Raw genomic sequence first — 18057 nt, forward strand, 5'->3', positions numbered from 1 at the left:
GAGGCGTTCGCCAATCTGAAATACCTGCGCTACGCCGAGGTGGCGCGCGAGTCCGGCGATGAGGAACTGGCCCGGCTGTTCGAGAGCTCCGCCAACGTCGAGGCCAACGAGCATTTCGCCCGCGAGGCCGACGCCCTGAAATTGGATGGTACGAACGAGGCCAACCTCGTCGACGCCATGGCCGGCGAGCAGTACGAGAATGTCACGATGTATATCGATTTCGCCGCCCAGGCCGACGCCGCCGGAGATCTGCGAACGGCCGCCCTGTTCCGCCAGATCGCGGCCGACGAAGGCGACCATTACGAACGCTATCGCGCGGCCGCCGAGCGGCTTCGCCAGAACCGCCAAGGTTCTCGCTGACGCTCCCGAAGGGAAGGGGCACGGCGATCTTTCGGCCACGGCGACGATGGCGCGTCGCCGGCCCCTGGTCTTCATCAGCCGCATGCCCCAGGCCTTCAGGCTCGACCGGGTGATCGAGCGCATCAGCATGGCGTCGGCGGCGTGGAGGGCGGCGCGCACATCGGAGTCGTCAGCGTGGGGTCTTGTTGCGCCTGGCCGACAGCGCCGCCGCGACCTGCCGCGGTCATCCGCGAGCCGAGGGAAACGCCAGTGACGGCGATGATTTGCGAGCGAGTCGCGAATTGAGCCACTCTTCGCTGGTTTTGAGCCAGTTCTAAGTGGTCTCAACAAGAGGATGGCGACCCCGGAGGGACTCGAACCCCCGACCTCTGCTTTAGGAAAGCCTTGCTCTATCCGGCTGAGCTACGGGGCCACGCAGGGCTGACTAGCGGCTGACGTCGCGGCGGGAAAGCGGCCAGACGCGTTTTCCCGCAGGGAGCAGGGGCCGGCGTCTCCGCCGACGGCTTCCGGCTTGTGCTTAAGAGCCGTTAAGATACAATATCTTGTAGGGAACAAACCCCGAATCGGGCCGTGTCGATGATTCGGTCCTGATTCGTTTCACCCCTGTTCCCCGCCCGAACCTTCGCTGTTTACACATCCGACCGGACGCACGGCGCCGCTTGAGGAACCGGGCGGGACGCGCCACCTTTTCAGCATCATGAGTGATCGCAGCACCGGTCAGGCCCCCTCGCGCATCGTCGCGGTCCTGGGCCCCACCAACACCGGCAAGACCCATCTGGCGGTCGAGCGGATGCTGGGCCACGCCTCGGGCATGATCGGCCTGCCGCTGCGGCTGCTGGCGCGCGAAATCTACGATCGCATCGTCAAACGCCGCGGCGCGGCGGCGGTGGCTCTGGTCACCGGCGAGGAAAAGATCGTCCCGCCGCGCGCCCATTATTTCGTCTGCACCGTCGAGGCCATGCCGCTGGAGCGACAGGTCGAATTCCTCGCCGTCGACGAAATCCAGCTGGTCTCCGATCCCGAGCGCGGCCACGTCTTCACCCAGCGGCTGCTGCATGCGCGGGGCCGGTTCGAGACCATGTTCCTGGGCGCCGGCACGATGGCCCCGCTGGTCCGGTCGCTGGTTCCGGACGTCGAGATCGTGTCGCGCGAGCGGCTGTCGACCCTGTCCTACGCCGGCTCGAAGAAGCTGACCCGCCTGCCCGCCCGCAGCGCCATCGTCGCGTTCAGCACCGAGCAGGTCTACGCCATCGCCGAGCTGATCCGGCGCCAGCGCGGCGGGGCCGCCGTGGTGATGGGCAGCCTGTCGCCGCGGACCCGCAACGCCCAGGTCGAACTGTTCCAGTCGGGCGAGGTCGACTTTCTGGTCGCCACCGACGCCATCGGCATGGGCCTGAACATGGAGGTCGACCATGTCGCCTTCGCCGGCCTGAGGAAGTTCGACGGCCGCCGCACCCGCTGGCTGCACGCGCATGAGATCGGCCAGATCGCCGGACGCGCCGGCCGCCATCTGCGCGACGGCACCTTCGGCGTAACGGGCGAGTCGCTGGAGCTGGACCCCGATCTGGTCGAACAGGTGGTCGAGCATCGCTTCGATCCTGTCGAGGCGGCCGAGTGGCGCAACGCCCGGCTGGATTTCGACACCCTGCCCGACCTGCTGCGTTCGCTGGTCGTGTCGCCGGGGCGGGCGGGGCTGAGCCTGACCCGGCCGGCGCTGGACGAGACGCTGCTGCGCCGCCTGATCAAGGACGAGGAGGTGGCCCGGATCGGCCGCTCGCGCGGGGCCATCATGCGGCTGTGGGAAGCCTGCCAGCTGCCCGACTTCCAGAAGACGACGCTGGACGAGCACGGCCGGCTGTCGAAGGACATCTTCCAGGCCCTGACCGGCAGGCGCGGGCGGCTGACCGAGGACTGGATCGCGCCGCGCTTCGCCGAGCTCGATCGCGACGACGGCCAGATCGACCAGCTGTCGGCCCGGCTCAGCGGCGTCCGCACCCTCAGCTACATCGCCAACCGCCCCGACTGGCTGGACCAGGCCCAGGGCTGGCGCGACCGGACCAAGGCGCTGGAGGAGCGGCTCAGCGATGTGCTGCACGAACGGTTGACCGCCCGCTTCGTGGACCGGCGCACAACCGCCCTGATGCGGGCCCTGAACGTGCGCGAGGATGCTGTCGCCGACGTCGATGCCGAGGGCGCGGTCATCGTCGAGGGCCACGCCGTCGGGCGGCTGACCGGCGTCGATTTCCAGATCGACAAGGGCTCGTCCGCCCTTGAGGACCGGGCCCTGAGGCACGCGGCGCGGCAGGCGGTGACGCCCGAGATCGCACGGCGGCTGGGCCGGCTGGCGGCCGACGCGGACGAGGCGTTCGGGATCACGCCCGACGGCGCGGTGCTGTGGCGGGGCGTGCAGGCGGGTCAGGTCGCGGGCGGCGACTGGTTCGCGCCGCGGGTGCGGCTGCTGGGCGAGCTCGGCCCCACGGCGGCCCGCGAGCGGGCGCAGCGCCGGCTGGAGGCGTGGCTGGCCGGCGAGGCGGGCCGGGCGCTGAGGCCGTTGCGGCGATTGAAGACCGCGATCGAGAGCGGTGCGCTGAAGGGCCTGCCACGGGGCGTCGCCTTTCGACTGCTGGAATCCGGCGGGATCATCGACCGGCGCGACGTCGAGCGGGACCTGGCGGCGCTGAGCCAGGTGGAGCGCCGCACGCTGAAGACCTTCGGCGTGCGACTCGGGGCCCATTCGGTCTGGCTTCCCGCCCTGTTGAAGGGCCGGTCGCGGGCGCTGGCCCAGGCCTTCGTGGCGAATGAGCCGTTCCGGCCGCGTGCGGGGGGGCTGACGCCGACGCCGGCGCCGCCGCCGTCGCCCCGGGCCCTTGCGGCCTTCGGCCTGCGCGCCGCGGGCCGGTTCGCCGCGCCGGTCGAACTGCTGGAAGCGCTGACCGAGCGGCGCGCGCGCGGCAAGGGCCAGTTGAGCGACGCCGACCTGACCGAACTGGGCGTGACGCTCGAAGAGGCGAAGGCGCTGGGCGCGGCGCTGAAGACCACGCGCGCGCAGCAGCCGGACCGCGACGCCGCCCGGGTCCGGCCCGTGAAGGATTCCCCGTTCGCCGCCCTGTCGGCGCTGACGGCGCCCCCGGCCCCGGCGGCTCGCGCCAAACGCCGCCGGCCGCGCCGCGCGCGAAACCCGCCGGCCGGACCCGCATGAGCGAGACGGGGTGCCGGGTCGATGTCTGGCTTTGGCGGGCGCGCTTCGCGAAGTCGCGGTCCCTCGCCGCGGCCATGGTGGAGCGCGGCGTGGTCCGGCTGACCCACAACGGGGTGCAGACCCGGCTCGACAAGCCCAGCCGGTCGGTCCACGTCGGCGATGCGATGGTGTTCGCCCTCGGCGGCCGACTGGTGGATTTGACTATTGCCGGGCTCGGCGAGCGGCGCGGTCCAGCCGGGGAGGCGCGCACGCTCTACACCCTGTCCGGTCCGGAGGCGTGACGCGCCGGCCGGCGCGGGACCCGGTGCGACATCTGCGCCTGCCGGACGCGACTGCGGCAAGCCCTCGGTTGACAGCGTTCCCCGGCGGGGTCATGTGCGCTGCCCGTTCCTCCCGCCAGCCGATAGCGCCCCAGACCGCCCCATGACCTACATCGTCACCGACGCCTGCGTGAAATGTAAGTTCATGGACTGCGTCGAAGTCTGCCCGGTCGACTGCTTCTATGAGGGCGAGAACTTTCTCGTCATCGCCCCGGACGAATGCATCGACTGCGGGGTGTGCGAGCCGGAATGCCCCGTCGATGCGATCGTGCCCGACACGGAAGACGAACCCGACGGCAAATGGCTGATCATCAACGCCGAATACGCCAAGGTTTGGCCCAATATCACGGTCAAGGGCACGCCTCCGGCCGACGCCGAAAAGTTCGAGCGCGAGACCGGCAAGTTCGAAAAATACTTCTCCGAAAAGCCCGGCAAGGGTTCCTGAACGCCGTTTCTTGAGCGCGCCCCCGCCTCCGCTGTGATGTATTGCGGGCGGGAGGGCTATCGCAATGGGCTACCGGGACGTGAACCTCGGCGCGCCGGGCCGGCTGATGCTGGCGGCGGGGTTGATCGGTTTCGGCCTGATCGGCCTGTATTTCCACCACGCCATCGACGGCCTGGAGCCGTTTGACCTGACACGCGCAGGGGTCTGGCTGAACAGCGCCGTGCTGGTTCCGGGCGGAGTCGGACTGGCCTGGAGCCGGACGGCGTCGAAGGCGGCGCTCGCTCTGTGGGCCCTTCTGACCGTGTTGCTGTTCGCGCACGCGCCGGGCCTGATCGCCGAACCGGCCAATCCCGTCCGCTGGGTCTCGGCGCTGGAGGTGTTGGGTCTGCTGGCGGCCTGCATGCTGATCACCGCGCCGGGCCGCAAGGACTTCCCGCTCGCAGCACGGGTCGCGGTCGGCCTCATGCTGGTCGTGTTCGGTGTGGTGCACTGGCTCTATGCCGAGGCGATCGCCGGGATGATCCCGGACTGGATGCCGGGCCGGACGATCTGGCCGCTGTTCACCGGGACCGCCAATATGGCCGCCGGCCTGGCCATCGCCTCCGGCGTGTTGGCCCGACCGGCTTCGTTCCTTGTCGGGGCCATGTTCGCCTCATGGATCGTCGTCGTGCATGCGCCGCGACTGCTGGCCGCACCCGGCGACCGCAGCGAATGGGTCGCGGGCGCGCTGGCCTTCGCCCTGACCGGGGTTGTGTGGACGGTGAACGGGGCCCTGCATCAATCCGGTGGGGATTTACAGTCCCGGTCACGCTGACGCTGTGGACGTTTTGAATTTCCGCAATTTTGTGATAGGTTCCTGTCATTGGGTCGGGCGGTAAGCGATTTTCTCGCGCCGCCCGCGTTTGCGACAGAACTCCGCCCACGAAGGCGGGGTCGGCCAGAGGTTTGGTGATCCGTTTTCGCTCCTGACGACTGACAAAGCTGCGCCGTTGACGGTTCGCCGTCGCCGGAGAGCGCATCGTCGTCTTTTGCGTTGCCGCCTCATCCACCCTGCGCCGGGAAAGGAATGACATGACGAACAAGACCGGTCTGGAATTCAAGGTTGGCGACGCGGTCGTCTATCCGGCGCACGGCGTCGGCAAGGTGGCGGCCGTCGAGACCCAGGAAGTCGCGGGCATGTCGCTGGAGGTCTATGTCGTGACCTTCGACCACGAGAAGATGACCCTGCGCGTCCCGACCAAGAAGGCGAAGACCGCCGGCCTGCGCTCGCTGGCCGCCGACGACGTCGTGACCAAGGCGCTGACGACCCTCAAGGGCCGCGCCCGCGTCAAGCGCACCATGTGGTCGCGCCGCGCCCAGGAATACGAAGCCAAGATCAACTCCGGCGACCTGATCTCGATCGCCGAGGTGGTCCGCGACCTGCACCGCGCCGACAGCCAGCCGGAACAGTCCTATTCGGAGCGTCAGCTCTATGAATCGGCCCTGGACCGCATGGCCCGCGAAGTCGCCGCCGCCAACCGCATCGACAAGGACGCCGCCGTCCAGCTGCTGGCCAAGTCGCTGAGCGCCAAGAAGGCCGTCATCGCCGCCGCCGAGGCTGCGGAAGAAGCCGCCGAGGAAGCCGAAGCCGCCTGATTCAAGGGCGCATCGCCGAACGACACGCAGGGCCCGGGAGAAATCCCGGGCCCTGCGCAATTCAGCGGCCCGGACCCGTCCCGGACACGCTTTCGAGATAGGCGACGAGGTCGGCGATCTGGGTCGGCTGAAGCTCGAACGCCGGCATGGCCGGATGGGCCGTGACCAGCCCCTCGGCGAAGGCCTCCTGGAGGTCGCGCACCGGATACAGAACGCCCATGTCGCGGAACGGCGGCGCGGCGACCATCGGACTGTCGCCGGACCGTTCAACCGCGTGGCAACTCGCGCAGTTCTGGCGCACGAAGATCGCTCCCCGATCCGCCGAGCCCATGATCAGGGGTTCGGTTCCGTTCTGGCGGTCCGCCGCCCCGGCGCAGCCTCCGAGGACCAGCGCCCCCAGCAAGATCCATGGTCGACCCGTCATCGTCTCGTTCCTCCCGCCGGAACCGCCAGAGCGGCCGACGCCCCCTTAGCACGCCGGGACCGGACCCGGCTTGATCCATCGCAAGACGAAAGTTCTCGCGACACGGCATCCTTCGGGCGTCCATATCCGTTTCCAACGTTCAACGAGAGCGATCCCATGAGCCTCTTCCACCATGTCCGCCTTGAACTCGCGCGGGAGACCGGCCACCCGGCGGGCGACCCCACGGAAGGCTATGACATCGTCGCGCCTCTGGCCGCCGACGGCCGGCTGGACGGGGAGGCCCTTCGCGCCGAGCCGGAGCGCGGCCATGTCCGGCGCTTCTCCGACGACCAGACCGTTGCGACCGGCCGCCTCCAGCACGGCCCCGGCGGCAGCTGGACCCTGGATCTCGAAGGGGGTGACGCGGACGACGCCCGCGGCTTCCGCTTCGGCGACGAGCGTTTCGTCGCGGGAGAGTATGTCAGCCTGACATTGCCCTCCGGCGACCAGCACACCTATGTCGTGGCGCGCGTGGCCCCGGTCTAGAAATACTCGGCGTTGGCCGGGCATTGGGCGGCCAACCGGCGCGCGGTGATGCTGGCCGGGATATAGGGGGTGCCGCGGGCGATCTGCGCGCCCCCCCGGAACGAGAAACTCTCCTGCTGATAGGAGCCGTTCAGGCGGACGTTGACGCGCCGTCCCTTGCGATCCTGGCAGACGCCTTCGAAATGGGCGTTGCCATTGCCGACCTCACGCACCGGATAGGTGCATTGCCAGTGGCGCGTCGACAGGCCGCCGAAGAAGCGGTTGATCTCGCTGGGGCGGACGCATTTGGTTTCGGTGTCGCCCTGGCCCAGCGCCCGGGCGGTGTATTCCCAGTAGCCGGGCAGCACGGGCTGGGACTCCGACTGGACCGGCGCGGCCGGCCCGGCCATGGGAGCGCTGGCCAGCAGCAGGGCGCCGACCAGGACGGGGGCGGTTCGGATCAGGACGGACATCTTCATGGACAGACCTCGGACGCAGAGCTTCGCTGCATGGATAGAAGCGATATATGGCGGGATTTGAACGGCGGCTGAACGGATTGCGCGCCGCCACAAGCCTTGACGCGGCGCGGTGACTTCCACTATACGGCCCCCTCTCGCGCGGGGCCCCGTCCTGCGCGCCTTTGTTTCATGCGTCCGCATCCTTCCGCGGGCCGCTCCGTCAAGGATAGTCAGATGTCGCGTCGCTGCGAACTCACCGGTATCGGCCCCATGGTCGGCCACAGCGTGAGCCACTCGAACGTCAAGACCAAGCGCCGCTTCCTGCCGTCGCTGAAGACGGTCAAGGTCGCCTCGGAAGCGTTGGGCCAGTCGTTCAGCCTGCGTATCTCGAACGCCGCCCTGCGCACCCTGGACTTCAAGGGCGGGCTCGACCCGTTCATCGTCAAGGCCAAGGACGAGCAGCTCTCGACCGCCGCCCAGCGCATCAAGCGCCAGGTGAAGGCCAAGCTGGCCGAGCAAGCCGCCGCCTGATCGGGCAAGGCACGAAAGATTTGAAGGGGCCGGTGGAAGCACCGGCCCTTTTTCTTTGCCTGCGAAGTGGCACACTGCCGCCATGACCCGCGACGAGATGTACGCCTACGCCCTGTCCCTGCCCGAGGTTGAGGAGTCGACGGTGCACGGGGCTCGCTGCGTGCGGTTGCGGGGCAAGCTGCTGATCAACGACACCCGCCTGCCCGACGCCGTCTCCCTGTCGCTGGACCACGGCGACATCGACCTTCTGATGGAGACCGAGCCGCAGACCTGGTTCAAGACGCCGCATTTCGATGGCTGGCCGGCGGTGCTTGTGCGCTACGAGGCCGCCGACGACGACCGTCTGCGCGAACAGATCGACAAGGCCTGGGCCCGGCGCGCGACGAAGGCACAGCTCAAGGCGCGGGGACTGTAGGCCTTTCGGGTTGCACGGCCGCTGCGCCTGTCACAGGCTGGGCTCCTGTCCTCGGGGAGCTTTTCGTGTCCTTCACCGCCTGCCGCGCCGCCCTGACCGGCGCTTCCCTGCTCGCCCTCGCCGCCTGCGTCACGGCCCCTGCCGCGACGATCCAGCCGCCCTCGACCGAACCCGCCGCCGTTGTCGCGCCGGTGCGCGAATCGACCGCCTTCACCCTCGGCACCGACCAGCCCCGCACGCCCGAACAGCTGGCCATGCAGTTCGACAAGGCGGACCTGTCCATCAAGGTCATTCCCGGCGACAAGGCGATCGACGCCGTCGCCGTGCTGGACTTCACCGCCGCCGCGCCGCTGACGGCCGTCGTCGTCGAGCTCGACACCCTGCTGACCGTGTCGTCGGTCCAGGTCGACGGACAGGAGGTCGCGGCGGGCGACTGGACCAATCCGGAAGGCCGGATGACCATCCCCCTGCCCCGCCCGCTGGCCGCCGGCGAAAAGGTCTCGGTGCGGATCGCCTACGCCGGCCAGCCTCGGGTGGCCCCGAACGCCCCCTGGGACGGAGGCTTCGTCTGGGCCAATACGGCCGACGGAACCCCGTGGATCGCCACCGCCATCCAGCCCGAGGGTTGCGACATCTTCTGGCCCTGCATCGACAGCCCGCTGGCCGAGCCGAAGCGGGTGGACTTGCACATCACCGTGCCGTCGAACCTGTCGGCGCCGTCGAACGGCCGCTTCCTCGGCACGGTCGATCACGGCGACGGCTGGACGACCTGGAGCTGGAGCGCGGCCAACCCCAACACCTACGCCATCGCCCTGCACATCGGTCCGTACGACGAGGTCAAGGCCGACTACCGCAGCCGCTTCGGCAATGTGATCCCCCTGTCCTACTGGCATCTGCGCAGCGACGACCCGGCCAGGGTCCAGGCCCTGTTCGCCCAGTTCGCGCCGATGATGGATTTCTATGAGGCGACCGTCGGCCCCTACCCCTTCGGCGACGAGAAGATGGGCGTGGTCGAGACCCCCCACCTCGGGATGGAGCACCAGACGATCAACGCCTACGGCAACGAATACAAGCTCGACGGCCGCGGCTTCGACTGGCTGCTGCATCATGAGCTGTCGCACGAATGGTTCGGCAACCAGCTGACCAACCGCAACGCCGACGACATGTGGCTGCACGAGGGGTTCGGCAGCTATATGCAGCCGCTCTACGACCGCTGGCTGAACGGCGAGCGCTTCATGCAGGCCAGCCTGCTGGAACAGCGCCGCGACCTGAAGAACAAATTCCCCGTCGTCTCGGGCACGGAGAAGTCCGAGGACGAGGTCTACAAGGGCGACGTCGGCCCGGGCCTGGACATCTACAACAAGGGCTCGCTGATCGCCCATTCGCTCAGGATGCTGATCGGCGACGAGGCCTTCTTCCGCTCGGTGACGCGGATCGTCTACGGCACGGCCGAGCCCCGCCCCGGCGCCTTCGAGCCCCGCTACGGCACGACGGACGAACTGCTGGCCATCGTCAATGAAGAGGCCGGCCGCGACCTGACCTGGTTCTTCCGCGGCTATCTGTACAACGCCGCCCTGCCCGACCTGAGACAGACGCACGACGCCGGCGACCTGGTGCTGGAATGGATCACTGGTGACGGCGGGGTCTTCCCCATGCCCGTCGAGATCGAGATCGACGGCCGTCGCCAGACCGTGGCCATGATCGGCGGCCGCGGCCGCATCGCGGCGCCGGCGGGCGCCCACGTGCTGATCGACCCGGAGAACAAGGTCCTGCGCCGTCTCGACTTCATCGAGGCATGGCAGGCGGCAGGTTCGCCGGACTAGGAGGAATCCACGTCAGCACGCCGGGGATCAATCGCCCTGCGTCCGAATCTGACGCATGGACGTGCTTCCATGGCCGAAGCCCCTCCCGGGCCCGGGTCTTTGACAATCGAAAGCCGCCGCGGCGTTTCCCGCTCCCGACTGTCCAGACTATCCGAACGCTTCGGACTCTTCGGACTCTTCGGACGGTGTTTTTTCGGACCAGACCGCCTCCGCCGTCACCGACTGCCGCACCAGCTGGCACGAGCCCTGGGTGGTCAGGAAGGCGATGTCGGCGGCGTCGCGTCCGCAGGCGATGCGCACCAGCCCCTCGACCGGGGCCAGCCCCGTCGGATCGACCAGCCACCAGCCGTTCGACAGCCAGACCTCGAAGATGGCGTGGAAGTCCGGCGGGTCCAGCTGGTGGGCGAAGGCGCTGACCGCCCGCGCCGGAATGCCCGACGCCCGGCACAGGGTGATGCCCATATGGGTGAAGTCGCGGCACACCCCCGCGCGGTCGATGAAGGTGCGGGCCGCCGTGGTCTCGCTGTCCGAGGCCCCGGGCTCATAGTCGATCTCGGCCTTGATCCATTCGAGGATCTTCAGCACCCGGTCCCCGCCCACGGTCCCGCCGAAGGTGCGCTCGGCGAACCGGCCGAACTGGTCCGAGGGGCAGTAACGGCTGGGGTTGAGATAGGTCAGGACCTCGGCCGGCAGGTCGTTCCAGTCGTGCTGCACCGTGACGGGCGGCAGGCCCTTGAGCACGCCGTTGTCGACCACCGCCTGATAGGTCAGCGCCACTTCGCCCGACAGGTGGGCGCGCAGGGTGCGGGCCCCGAACTCCTCGTCCTCGTCCTGGATGAAGTCGATCGCGGGCGTCGTGGTCAGGCTTTCCTCAAGCACGGTCTGGCCGGGCCAGTGGGCGACCTGAATCTTGTAGATGGCGTCCGTCGGCGGGTCGAAGCGGTAGACCAGATCGGCGCGGACACGGATTTTCATGGAAGCTCGACTGGGCCATCGGGGACCCCCCGTCAACGCCGCGCATCCGCCACCGTTCCCCCGGCCCTACGGCTCCAGTTCGATGTCCCAGTACAGGTAGTCCAGCCAGCTCTGGTGCAGATAGTGGGGCGGGAAGCGCCGCCCGAATTCCTGCAGCTGCCAGGCGTTTGGCCGGTGCGGCGCGCGGCGCAGGGGCATGCCCGCCTGCTGGGGCGTGCGGCCGCCCTTGCGCAGGTTGCAGGGCGAACAGGCGGCGACGATGTTTTCCCAGGTGGTGCGGCCGCCTCTCGAGCGCGGCACGACATGGTCGAAGGTCAACTGTTCCGTGGCATGGCAGTACTGGCAGGTGAAGCCGTCGCGCAGGAAGACGTTGAAACGGGTGAAGGCCGGCTGCCGGTCCTGATCGACATAGTTCTTCAGCGCGATCACGCTGGGCAGGACGAACTCCATCGACGGGCTGCGCACGACCTTGTCATAGGTCGAGACCACATCGACGCGGTCCTGGTACACAGCCTTGACCACCTCCTCCCACGGCCAGATCGACAGCGGATAGTAGGACAGCGGGCGGAAATCGGCGTTCAGCACCAGCGCGGGCCAGCCGGACGGGGGACGGCTCAGGACCTGCATCAGGGCCTCGCCGTCGGGGGGAGGATCATGGACGCGAACGGACTGAAGACGTGTCTCCTTCCCTGGCTCTGCTTCAAGCCTAGTCTTGATTCGACGGCTTGGCGATGACCGGCCGGCGACGGTTCCGTAACGCTCAGCCGCGCGACGGGGTCCCCGGGAAGGCGGGCAGGCTCCAGCCCCAGATCAGGGCTCCGGCGCGCAGGGCGAAGCCGCAGGGGGCGGCGATCAGGGCGGCCGGCCAGGCATCCAGCCCGGCTACGCGGGCGGCGACGAAGACGGTCGAGGCCAGCAGCGCCGCCGAGACAGTGATCTCCCGTCTCAACAGGATCGACGGCTCGCCCGCCAGCAGGTCGCGCACCACTCCGCCGAAACAGGCTGTCAGGGCGCCCATGACGACGCAGATCAGGGGCGCGACCTCGAAGGCCTCGGCCTTGGCGGCGCCCATTACGCCATAGGCGGCGAGACCCAGGGCGTCGAGCCACAGCAGGGCCCGGAACCGCCACGGCCGCGCGCCCAGCATCCAGACCGCCACCGAGGCCGCCAGGCAGACGGCGATGTAGCGCCAGTCCTGGACCCAGAAGACGGGGGCGCCGATCAGCAGGTCGCGCAGCGTGCCGCCTCCGACGCCGGTGATCGCCCCGAAGAAGGCGAAGGTCACCAGGTCGTGCCGCTGCCGCGCGGCCGCCAGGGCTCCCGTGGCCGCGAAGACCGCCACGCCCGCGAAATCGAGGGCGCCCAGCACGGTCTCGGGGTTGGTCAGGGCGGGGTCGACGATGGGCGTCACGCGGGCACGTCCTCCAGCGCGACCTCGCCGCGCTTGACCGCTCCATACCATCCCCAGAGCAGATGCGCCGCCACGCTGCGATGCGGCTTCCACATCGCGGCACGGGCGTAGGCGTCCTTTTCGCGCGGGCGGGCCGGCGCCCCGTCGGCCCAGCGCATCGCCTCCTGCAGGGCGATGTCGCCGGCGGGGAAGACGTCCTGCCGGCCCTCGCAGAACATCAGAAAGGTCTCGGCCGTCCATTTGCCGACGCCTTTGATGGCCACCAGCCGCGCCACCGCCTCCTCGTCCGACAGCCGTTCAAGATGGTCGAAGTCGATGCGGCCTTCGGCGTGGGCGCGCGCGATCTCGTGACCATAGGTCGCCTTCTGGATCGACAGGCCGAAGCCGCGCAGGGCCTCGATCTCCGTGCCCAGGACCTTTTCGGGCGTCACTTCGCCGTCGAGTCCCGCCGCGACGCGGGCCCAGATCGCGGCCGCCGAGGCGACCGAGACCTGCTGGTCCACGATCATGTGGAACAGGCCCTCGAAGCCGCCGGTGCGCAGCCGCCACGCGAACGCCGGGGTCTGGGCGTGGGCGCGCTCCAGCGCCGGATCAAGGGAGGCCAGGGTCTCGCGCGCAGCGGAGATCTGGGCGGGGGTGGGAGCAATGGCCATGGCGGACCGTAGCGTCGTCGACGCCGGCGGCAAGCGATGCGATCCAGCCCCCTGACGATCAGGTCCGGTTCCCGCTATCATCGCCCCATGTTCACCACCCGCTTCGCGCCCTCGCCGACCGGCCGGCTGCACCGGGGGCACGCCTTTTCCGCCCTGACGGCCTGGACGGCGGCGCGGGCCGCGGGCGGGCGGTTCCTGCTGCGGATCGAGGACATCGACCCGACGCGCTGCCGGCCCGAGTTCGAGGCCGCCATCCTGGATGACCTCGCCTGGCTGGGGCTGGACTGGGAGCAGCCGGTCCGGCGGCAGTCGGATCATCTCACCGACTATGCGGGCGTCGTCGACGTGCTGGACCGGCGCGACCTGCTGTATCGCTGTTTCCGGACCCGCAAGGACGTCCTGGACGCCATCGGCGACGCGCCGCACGGACCCGCCGAGGCGGCCCGGCCCGGGCCGCACCCGGGCGAAGAGGAAGCCGCCTTCCTCGCAGAGGGCCGTCCCTTCGCCTGGCGACTGTCGCTGGACCGCGCCCGCGACCTGCTGGGCGGGCGCGCCTGGGATGCTCTGGCCTTCGTCGAGGAGGGCCGCGGACCGGACGGCGAACGGGGACTGATCCGGGCGCGCCCCGAGACGGCGGGCGACGTGGTCCTGGCCCGCAAGGACGCTGGAACCGCCTACCATGTCGCCGTCACCCACGACGACGCCCTCCAGGGCGTGACCCATGTGGTCCGCGGAGAGGACCTGTTCGAGGCGACCCATATCCATGTCCTGATCCAGACCCTGATGGGCTGGCCCACGCCGGTGTATCGCCACCACCGGCTCCTCGTCGGCGAGGATGGCCGGCGTTACGCCAAACGGGACCGGTCCGTGACGCTGGCCGAACTGAGAACCGGGGGCCTGGGCCCGGAAACGCTGCGGGCCGAGCTCGGCTTCTGATCAGACCGCCAGACGGCCGCCGGCCTTGTCCGCCGGGAAGACCACGTCCTTGTCGGGCTTTTCGGAACCGGCGCCGGGCGCGTCCAGCCGGTTCAGGACATGGCGGATGACGTTCAGCCGGGCGGTCTTCTTGTGGTCGGTGGCCACGACGGTCCAGGGCGCATGCGGCGTATGGGTCTCGGCCAGCATGCGATCGCGGGCGGCGGAGTAGGCGTCCCAGCGCTTTTGCGCCTCGGCGTCGAGAGGCGAGATCTTGAACCGCTTGAGCGGGTCCGCGACCCGTTCGGCCAGGCGGTCCGCCTGCTCTTCCTTGCTGATATCGAACCACAGCTTGATCAGCAGGATGCCTGAATCGACCAGCATGCGTTCGAACCGCGGCGCATCCTTCAGGAACCGCTCGTGCTGCTCCGGGGTGCAGAACTCCATCACCGGCTCGACGCCGGCGCGGTTGTACCAGGAGCGGTTGAAGATCGCCGTCTCGCCCGCCCCGGGCAGATGCGGGACATAGCGCTGGAAATACCACTGGCTGCTTTCGCGCTCGGTCGGCTTGGGCAGGGCGAAGACGCGGGTCTGGCGCGGCGACATGTATTCGGTCAGGCGGGTGATCGACCCGTCCTTGCCGGCGGCGTCCCGCCCCTCGAAGACCATGACGACCTTCAACCCCTTGTCGATGGCCCAGGCCTGGGCCTCGATCAGCTTGAGCTGGAGGCGTTCCAGTTCGGTCTGATAGTCGTCTGATTTTCCCATGCCGGCACCGTGGACCCGCGGGCGATGTTTCAGCAACCCTGCCGGATTGTTTCAATCGCGCCGCCCCGGGGTCATGATGGTGAATCCCTTCTCACGTGCTCTGGCCGGCGGGCGCCGCTATCATGATCGAAACCTCGGGGGACCCACGCATGATCGCCACACGTCGCGCCCTTCTGGGCGGTTTCGCCGCCCTGCCGCTGGCGGGGGCCTTTCCGGCCCTGGCGCGCGACGATCGCGCGACCCGGGCCGACGCCGCCCTCGACGCCCAGTTCGCACAGCAGGCCCCGCCCGCCATGGCCTCGGCCGTGGTCGGCCGCGACGGACTGATCTGGTCGGGCGCGCGCGGCGTCCGGCGCGCCGGTTCGCCCGAGCCGGCGACACCGGACCAACTCTGGCACCTCGGCTCGAACGGCAAGTCGATGACGGCCGTTCTCTACGCCCGGCTGGTCGAGCAGGGCCGGGCGCAGTGGGACGCGACCCTGACCGACCTGTTTCCCGGCGTCGCGATCGATCCGGCGCTGCAGGCGGTGACCATAGACGACCTGCTGCGCCACCGGTCGGGCCTCTCGGACCGCGATCTGCTGACCCGGGAGGTCATGATCGCGGGCCATGGCGACACCCGGTCGACCCGCGACCAGCGGACGGACTTCGCCGTCATGGCCCTCGGCAAGGCGCCGACCGGGACCCGGGGGACCTTCGCCTACGGCAACGGCAACTACGTCCTGGCCGCCGCCGCCGTCGAACGGCTGGTCGACCGGCCGTGGGAAGAGGCGATCCGGGCCGAGGTGTTCGATCCCCTGGCCATGGCCTCGGTCGGCCATGGCGCGCCGAAGGGCGACAATCCGTGGGGCCACCGGTCCGCGGGCGACCAGCTGATCCCGGTCGATCCCGCCGGCGTCGCCGACAACCCGCCCCTGCTGGGCCCGGCCGGCCGCCTGCACATGACATTGGCGGACTACGGCCGGTTCCTGCGCCTGTACCTGACTGAAGGCGGCGGCCTGCTGCGGCCCGAAACCATGACCCGGCTGACGACGCCGCCCGAGGGCGCGCCGCCCGCCTATGCCTATGGCTGGGGCGTGCAGCCGGGACCGAGGCTGGGCCACGACGGATCCAACACCATGTGGCATGTGACGGCGCGGGTCCTGCCGGCGCGGGGCGTCGCCGTCGTGTCGGTCGCCAACCACCACGGCCGGGGACAGCCGGCGAACCACGCCATGGCCGAGGCCCTGACCGCGATCTACGCCCCCGCCTGAGCCGCCGCGCTTTCGCTGCCCGCAGCGGGCGGCTAAGGCTGGCCGGGCATGAAGCGCGATTTCGCCGATTTCTGGAACCTGCTGTGGGAGCTGACGCTGGGGCTGTGCGCCGCGTTCGCCCTGCTGAACGTCTTCGCACCCAGCCAGGACCTGCCGTGGAAGCCGCTGGACCTCAGCCACCCCATCGGCCAGGCCACGGCGGCCAAGGTGGCCGATTTCGAACTGGCCCGCACCGCCGCGCCCGAGGAGACCGCCGCCGTCACCGACGCCTGCATCCAGGTGCTGCGCGAGGCCGGCGTCCAGGTCGAACGGGCCGAGGACCGCGACGACGGCGGCTTCTGCGTCGTGCGCGGCGCCGTCAGGATCACCGGCGGCGACGTCACCCCGCTGGACGGCCGCCCCGTGATGCAGTGCCCGCTGGCGGTGCGCTACGTCATCTGGGACCGGCAGGTGCTGCAGCCCGCGGCCGAGGCCGCCTTCGGCAGCCGGGTGGCGCGCATCAACGACGTGGGGACCTACGCCTGCCGCCGCATCTACGGCCAGACCGCCGTCGACGCCCGGCCCAGCGAGCACGCCCGCGCCAACGCCCTGGACATCGGCGGCATGACCCTGGCCGACGGCCGGCGCGTCTCGGTCCTCGCCGACTGGGACGGAACCGGCCCGCGGGGCGCCGGGGGCCAGGGCTTCCTGAGGCGCATCCGCGACGGCGCCTGCCGCGCCTTCTCGACCGCCCTGTCCCCCGACTACAACGAGGCCCACGCCAACCACCTGCATCTGGACGGCGCCCCGCGGCCCCTGTGCGCCTGATCCGCAGAACCGCGTTCGCGCAACAGGCGGTTGACCGGCCCGGCTTTGCGGGAGAAAAAGTCGCCGCAGTCCGGATTTCGCGCGGCCTCCACACCCGTGCCCGCTCCTTCGCTGAATGAGCTCGTCCAGATGGGCTGACGGGCGCCCGCCGACGGGCGTCTGCCTGGCAAGCGCGTTCACGGAGACGCTAAAATGGCGACCGGCACGGTCAAGTGGTTCAACCCGACCAAGGGTTTCGGCTTCATCCAGCCCGATGGCGGCGGTCAGGACGTTTTCGTCCACATCACCGCGGTCCAGAAGGCGGGCCTGCAAGGCCTGGATGAGAACGCCAAGGTCGAATACGAGCTGGAATCCCAGCGCGGCAAGACCTCGGCGGTGGATCTGAAGCTTCTCTGAAGCCACGGACAACACCATCATGAGACGGGCGCGGCGGCTTCGGCCTCCGCGCCTTTTTCTTTGGCCGCGCTCGTCGGCCCTTCGGGACCTCCCGACCCGACGCGGCCTGGAGGCTGCGTACTCGACCACTGCGCCAGCACGATCGCGGCCAGCACCACCGCCCCGCCCAGGGCCTGCACCGGGGTCAGGGTCTCGGCGAAGATCAGCCAGCCCAGCAGGGCGGCGACCACGGGCTGGATCAGCACCGTCACCGCGGTCAGGGGCGCCGGCAGCCGGCCCAGCGACCAGGCCACGCCGCCCTGCCCGACCACATGCATCAGTCCCAGACCCGCGCAGGCGGCCCAGCCGCTCCATGAGCCGGGCAGCACCTGTTCGCCCAGCACCAGGGCCGCGAGCAGCAGGCCGGGCGCCGCGAGGGCGGTCGACCACAGCATCACCCGCCCGGCCGAATACCGCCCGCGCGCCGCCTTCACGGCGATGAAATAGCCCGCGTACCAGAGGGCGGCGACGGCGGCGAAGGCGTCGCCCAGCGGCGGGTTCGACCCCTGCCCCCCGTCGGCTCCCAGCGACATGGCCACAGCCCCGGCGATGGCCGCGGCGAGGGCTGCGAGGAACAAGGCCCGCGGCCGGTCCCTGAACAGCCACCAGCCGACCAGGGTCACCACCACCGGCGTCAGATTGGTCAGGGTGGTGGCGTTGGCCACCGAGGTCAGGGCTATGCTGTAGTGCCAGAAGACCAGGTCGAGCACGAGCATGCCGCCCGCC

General features: G+C 69.7%; 22 protein-coding genes and 1 tRNA gene. 14 read left to right on the plus strand and 9 right to left on the minus strand.

What is annotated here, in order from left to right:
* Nucleotides 1-360, plus strand: a 360-nt coding sequence (locus VN378_RS13555) for a ferritin family protein (RefSeq protein ID WP_325744098.1), incomplete at its 5' end; no start/stop codon positions are given.
* A gap of 335 nt (nucleotides 361-695) precedes the next feature.
* On the opposite strand, the gene VN378_RS13560 is transcribed toward VN378_RS13555, so the two are convergent.
* Nucleotides 696-772: transfer RNA gene (locus VN378_RS13560), tRNA-Arg, on the minus strand.
* Between the two features lie 285 nt (nucleotides 773-1057).
* Here VN378_RS13560 and VN378_RS13565 point away from each other — a divergent pair.
* The 5 genes from VN378_RS13565 to VN378_RS13585 all read left to right on the plus strand — a co-directional run bounded on the left by VN378_RS13565 (nucleotide 1058) and on the right by VN378_RS13585 (nucleotide 5959).
* Nucleotides 1058-3559: a helicase-related protein gene (locus tag VN378_RS13565; RefSeq protein WP_325744099.1), complete on the plus strand. Its 2502-nt coding sequence runs from the start codon at nucleotides 1058-1060 to the stop codon at nucleotides 3557-3559.
* Entirely contained in the window at nucleotides 3556-3840 is a 285-nt protein-coding gene (locus VN378_RS13570; protein WP_325744100.1) for an RNA-binding S4 domain-containing protein, read from the plus strand. The genes VN378_RS13565 and VN378_RS13570 overlap by 4 nt, the downstream gene beginning before the upstream one ends.
* Before the next feature lie 142 nt (nucleotides 3841-3982).
* Nucleotides 3983-4324, plus strand: a complete 342-nt coding sequence (gene fdxA / locus VN378_RS13575) for a ferredoxin FdxA (RefSeq protein WP_325744101.1) — start codon at nucleotides 3983-3985, stop codon at nucleotides 4322-4324.
* Nucleotides 4325-4388: 64 nt separating this feature from the next.
* Nucleotides 4389-5138 (plus strand): DoxX family protein, encoded by a 750-nt coding sequence (locus VN378_RS13580; protein WP_325744102.1) that lies wholly within the window; start codon nucleotides 4389-4391, stop codon nucleotides 5136-5138.
* A 257-nt stretch (nucleotides 5139-5395) separates the two neighbouring features.
* A complete protein-coding gene (locus tag VN378_RS13585) occupies nucleotides 5396-5959 on the plus strand; it encodes a CarD family transcriptional regulator (RefSeq protein WP_325744103.1) in 564 nt (187 codons plus the stop codon).
* Between the two features lie 61 nt (nucleotides 5960-6020).
* On the opposite strand, the gene VN378_RS13590 is transcribed toward VN378_RS13585, so the two are convergent.
* The gene (locus tag VN378_RS13590) at nucleotides 6021-6383 is read right to left on the minus strand and encodes a cytochrome c (RefSeq protein ID WP_325744104.1); all 363 of its coding nucleotides are present in this window, start codon (nucleotides 6381-6383) and stop codon (nucleotides 6021-6023) included.
* 156 nt (nucleotides 6384-6539) lie between these two features.
* Here VN378_RS13590 and VN378_RS13595 point away from each other — a divergent pair, with 156 nt between their 5' ends.
* Complete coding sequence (locus tag VN378_RS13595) at nucleotides 6540-6908, plus strand: hypothetical protein (RefSeq protein ID WP_325744105.1); 369 nt, start codon at nucleotides 6540-6542, stop codon at nucleotides 6906-6908.
* Here VN378_RS13595 and VN378_RS13600 read toward each other — a convergent pair.
* Nucleotides 6905-7366 carry a DUF3617 domain-containing protein gene (locus VN378_RS13600; protein WP_325744106.1) on the minus strand — a complete coding sequence of 154 codons (462 nt, stop codon included), beginning with the start codon at nucleotides 7364-7366 and terminating at the stop codon, nucleotides 6905-6907. The genes VN378_RS13595 and VN378_RS13600 overlap by 4 nt on opposite strands.
* A gap of 213 nt (nucleotides 7367-7579) precedes the next feature.
* Between VN378_RS13600 and rpmB the strand changes: the two genes are divergently transcribed.
* From rpmB to VN378_RS13615, 3 genes are all read left to right on the plus strand, one after another.
* The gene (gene rpmB / locus VN378_RS13605; protein WP_055830828.1) at nucleotides 7580-7876 is read left to right on the plus strand and encodes a 50S ribosomal protein L28; all 297 of its coding nucleotides are present in this window, start codon (nucleotides 7580-7582) and stop codon (nucleotides 7874-7876) included.
* An 82-nt stretch (nucleotides 7877-7958) separates the two neighbouring features.
* Nucleotides 7959-8291: an MmcQ/YjbR family DNA-binding protein gene (locus VN378_RS13610; protein WP_325744107.1), complete on the plus strand. Its 333-nt coding sequence runs from the start codon at nucleotides 7959-7961 to the stop codon at nucleotides 8289-8291.
* Nucleotides 8292-8356: 65 nt separating this feature from the next.
* Nucleotides 8357-10114 carry a M1 family metallopeptidase gene (locus VN378_RS13615; protein ID WP_325744108.1) on the plus strand — a complete coding sequence of 586 codons (1758 nt, stop codon included), beginning with the start codon at nucleotides 8357-8359 and terminating at the stop codon, nucleotides 10112-10114.
* Between the two features lie 147 nt (nucleotides 10115-10261).
* Here VN378_RS13615 and VN378_RS13620 read toward each other — a convergent pair whose 3' ends face one another.
* The 4 genes from VN378_RS13620 to VN378_RS13635 all read right to left on the minus strand — a co-directional run bounded on the left by VN378_RS13620 (nucleotide 10262) and on the right by VN378_RS13635 (nucleotide 13153).
* Nucleotides 10262-11089, minus strand: a complete 828-nt coding sequence (locus tag VN378_RS13620; protein WP_325744109.1) for a transglutaminase family protein — start codon at nucleotides 11087-11089, stop codon at nucleotides 10262-10264.
* Between the two features lie 66 nt (nucleotides 11090-11155).
* Nucleotides 11156-11716, minus strand: coding sequence for an HNH endonuclease (locus VN378_RS13625; protein WP_300468875.1), 561 nt, complete (start codon nucleotides 11714-11716; stop codon nucleotides 11156-11158).
* Nucleotides 11717-11849: 133 nt separating this feature from the next.
* Complete coding sequence (locus VN378_RS13630) at nucleotides 11850-12551, minus strand: trimeric intracellular cation channel family protein (RefSeq protein ID WP_414642251.1); 702 nt, start codon at nucleotides 12549-12551, stop codon at nucleotides 11850-11852.
* Nucleotides 12497-13153, minus strand: a complete 657-nt coding sequence (locus VN378_RS13635; RefSeq protein WP_325744111.1) for a DNA-3-methyladenine glycosylase 2 family protein — start codon at nucleotides 13151-13153, stop codon at nucleotides 12497-12499. Before VN378_RS13635 ends, VN378_RS13630 begins: the two co-directional genes overlap by 55 nt.
* 87 nt (nucleotides 13154-13240) lie before the next feature.
* Between VN378_RS13635 and gluQRS the strand changes: the two genes are divergently transcribed.
* Complete coding sequence (gene gluQRS, locus VN378_RS13640; protein ID WP_325744112.1) at nucleotides 13241-14089, plus strand: tRNA glutamyl-Q(34) synthetase GluQRS; 849 nt, start codon at nucleotides 13241-13243, stop codon at nucleotides 14087-14089.
* Here the strand turns inward: gluQRS and ppk2 are convergent, their stop codons facing one another.
* Nucleotides 14090-14836: a polyphosphate kinase 2 gene (gene ppk2, locus VN378_RS13645; protein ID WP_325744113.1), complete on the minus strand. Its 747-nt coding sequence runs from the start codon at nucleotides 14834-14836 to the stop codon at nucleotides 14090-14092.
* 149 nt (nucleotides 14837-14985) lie between these two features.
* Between ppk2 and VN378_RS13650 the strand changes: the two genes are divergently transcribed.
* From VN378_RS13650 to VN378_RS13660, 3 genes are all read left to right on the plus strand, one after another.
* A complete protein-coding gene (locus VN378_RS13650) occupies nucleotides 14986-16089 on the plus strand; it encodes a serine hydrolase domain-containing protein (protein WP_325744114.1) in 1104 nt (367 codons plus the stop codon).
* 48 nt (nucleotides 16090-16137) lie between these two features.
* Nucleotides 16138-16896 (plus strand): extensin family protein, encoded by a 759-nt coding sequence (locus VN378_RS13655; RefSeq protein WP_325744115.1) that lies wholly within the window; start codon nucleotides 16138-16140, stop codon nucleotides 16894-16896.
* A 192-nt stretch (nucleotides 16897-17088) separates the two neighbouring features.
* The gene (locus VN378_RS13660; protein WP_183254651.1) at nucleotides 17089-17292 is read left to right on the plus strand and encodes a cold-shock protein; all 204 of its coding nucleotides are present in this window, start codon (nucleotides 17089-17091) and stop codon (nucleotides 17290-17292) included.
* 17 nt (nucleotides 17293-17309) lie between these two features.
* Here the strand turns inward: VN378_RS13660 and VN378_RS13665 are convergent.
* Nucleotides 17310-18057 (minus strand): DMT family transporter (locus VN378_RS13665; RefSeq protein WP_325744116.1); only part of this gene is annotated, 748 nt, incomplete at its 5' end.

This window comes from Brevundimonas sp. (assembly GCF_035561115.1).
GTDB lineage: Bacteria > Pseudomonadota > Alphaproteobacteria > Caulobacterales > Caulobacteraceae > Brevundimonas.

Bases quoted from the DNA above. Each gene is read 5' to 3' on its own strand.
- fdxA (WP_325744101.1), top strand. From the start codon at position 3,983: ATGACCTACATCGTCACCGACGCCTGCGTGAAATGTAAGTTCATGGAC.
- gluQRS (WP_325744112.1), top strand. From the start codon at position 13,241: ATGTTCACCACCCGCTTCGCGCCCTCGCCGACCGGCCGGCTGCACCGG.
- VN378_RS13590 (WP_325744104.1), bottom strand. From the start codon at position 6,383: ATGACGGGTCGACCATGGATCTTGCTGGGGGCGCTGGTCCTCGGAGGC.
- VN378_RS13580 (WP_325744102.1), top strand. From the start codon at position 4,389: ATGGGCTACCGGGACGTGAACCTCGGCGCGCCGGGCCGGCTGATGCTG.
- VN378_RS13585 (WP_325744103.1), top strand. From the start codon at position 5,396: ATGACGAACAAGACCGGTCTGGAATTCAAGGTTGGCGACGCGGTCGTC.
- VN378_RS13595 (WP_325744105.1), top strand. From the start codon at position 6,540: ATGAGCCTCTTCCACCATGTCCGCCTTGAACTCGCGCGGGAGACCGGC.
- VN378_RS13650 (WP_325744114.1), top strand. From the start codon at position 14,986: ATGATCGCCACACGTCGCGCCCTTCTGGGCGGTTTCGCCGCCCTGCCG.
- VN378_RS13570 (WP_325744100.1), top strand. From the start codon at position 3,556: ATGAGCGAGACGGGGTGCCGGGTCGATGTCTGGCTTTGGCGGGCGCGC.
- VN378_RS13565 (WP_325744099.1), top strand. From the start codon at position 1,058: ATGAGTGATCGCAGCACCGGTCAGGCCCCCTCGCGCATCGTCGCGGTC.
- VN378_RS13655 (WP_325744115.1), top strand. From the start codon at position 16,138: ATGAAGCGCGATTTCGCCGATTTCTGGAACCTGCTGTGGGAGCTGACG.
- VN378_RS13630 (WP_414642251.1), bottom strand. From the start codon at position 12,551: ATGGTATGGAGCGGTCAAGCGCGGCGAGGTCGCGCTGGAGGACGTGCC.
- ppk2 (WP_325744113.1), bottom strand. From the start codon at position 14,836: ATGGGAAAATCAGACGACTATCAGACCGAACTGGAACGCCTCCAGCTC.
- VN378_RS13620 (WP_325744109.1), bottom strand. From the start codon at position 11,089: ATGAAAATCCGTGTCCGCGCCGATCTGGTCTACCGCTTCGACCCGCCG.
- rpmB (WP_055830828.1), top strand. From the start codon at position 7,580: ATGTCGCGTCGCTGCGAACTCACCGGTATCGGCCCCATGGTCGGCCAC.
- VN378_RS13635 (WP_325744111.1), bottom strand. From the start codon at position 13,153: ATGGCCATTGCTCCCACCCCCGCCCAGATCTCCGCTGCGCGCGAGACC.
- VN378_RS13660 (WP_183254651.1), top strand. From the start codon at position 17,089: ATGGCGACCGGCACGGTCAAGTGGTTCAACCCGACCAAGGGTTTCGGC.
- VN378_RS13625 (WP_300468875.1), bottom strand. From the start codon at position 11,716: ATGCAGGTCCTGAGCCGTCCCCCGTCCGGCTGGCCCGCGCTGGTGCTG.
- VN378_RS13610 (WP_325744107.1), top strand. From the start codon at position 7,959: ATGACCCGCGACGAGATGTACGCCTACGCCCTGTCCCTGCCCGAGGTT.
- VN378_RS13600 (WP_325744106.1), bottom strand. From the start codon at position 7,366: ATGAAGATGTCCGTCCTGATCCGAACCGCCCCCGTCCTGGTCGGCGCC.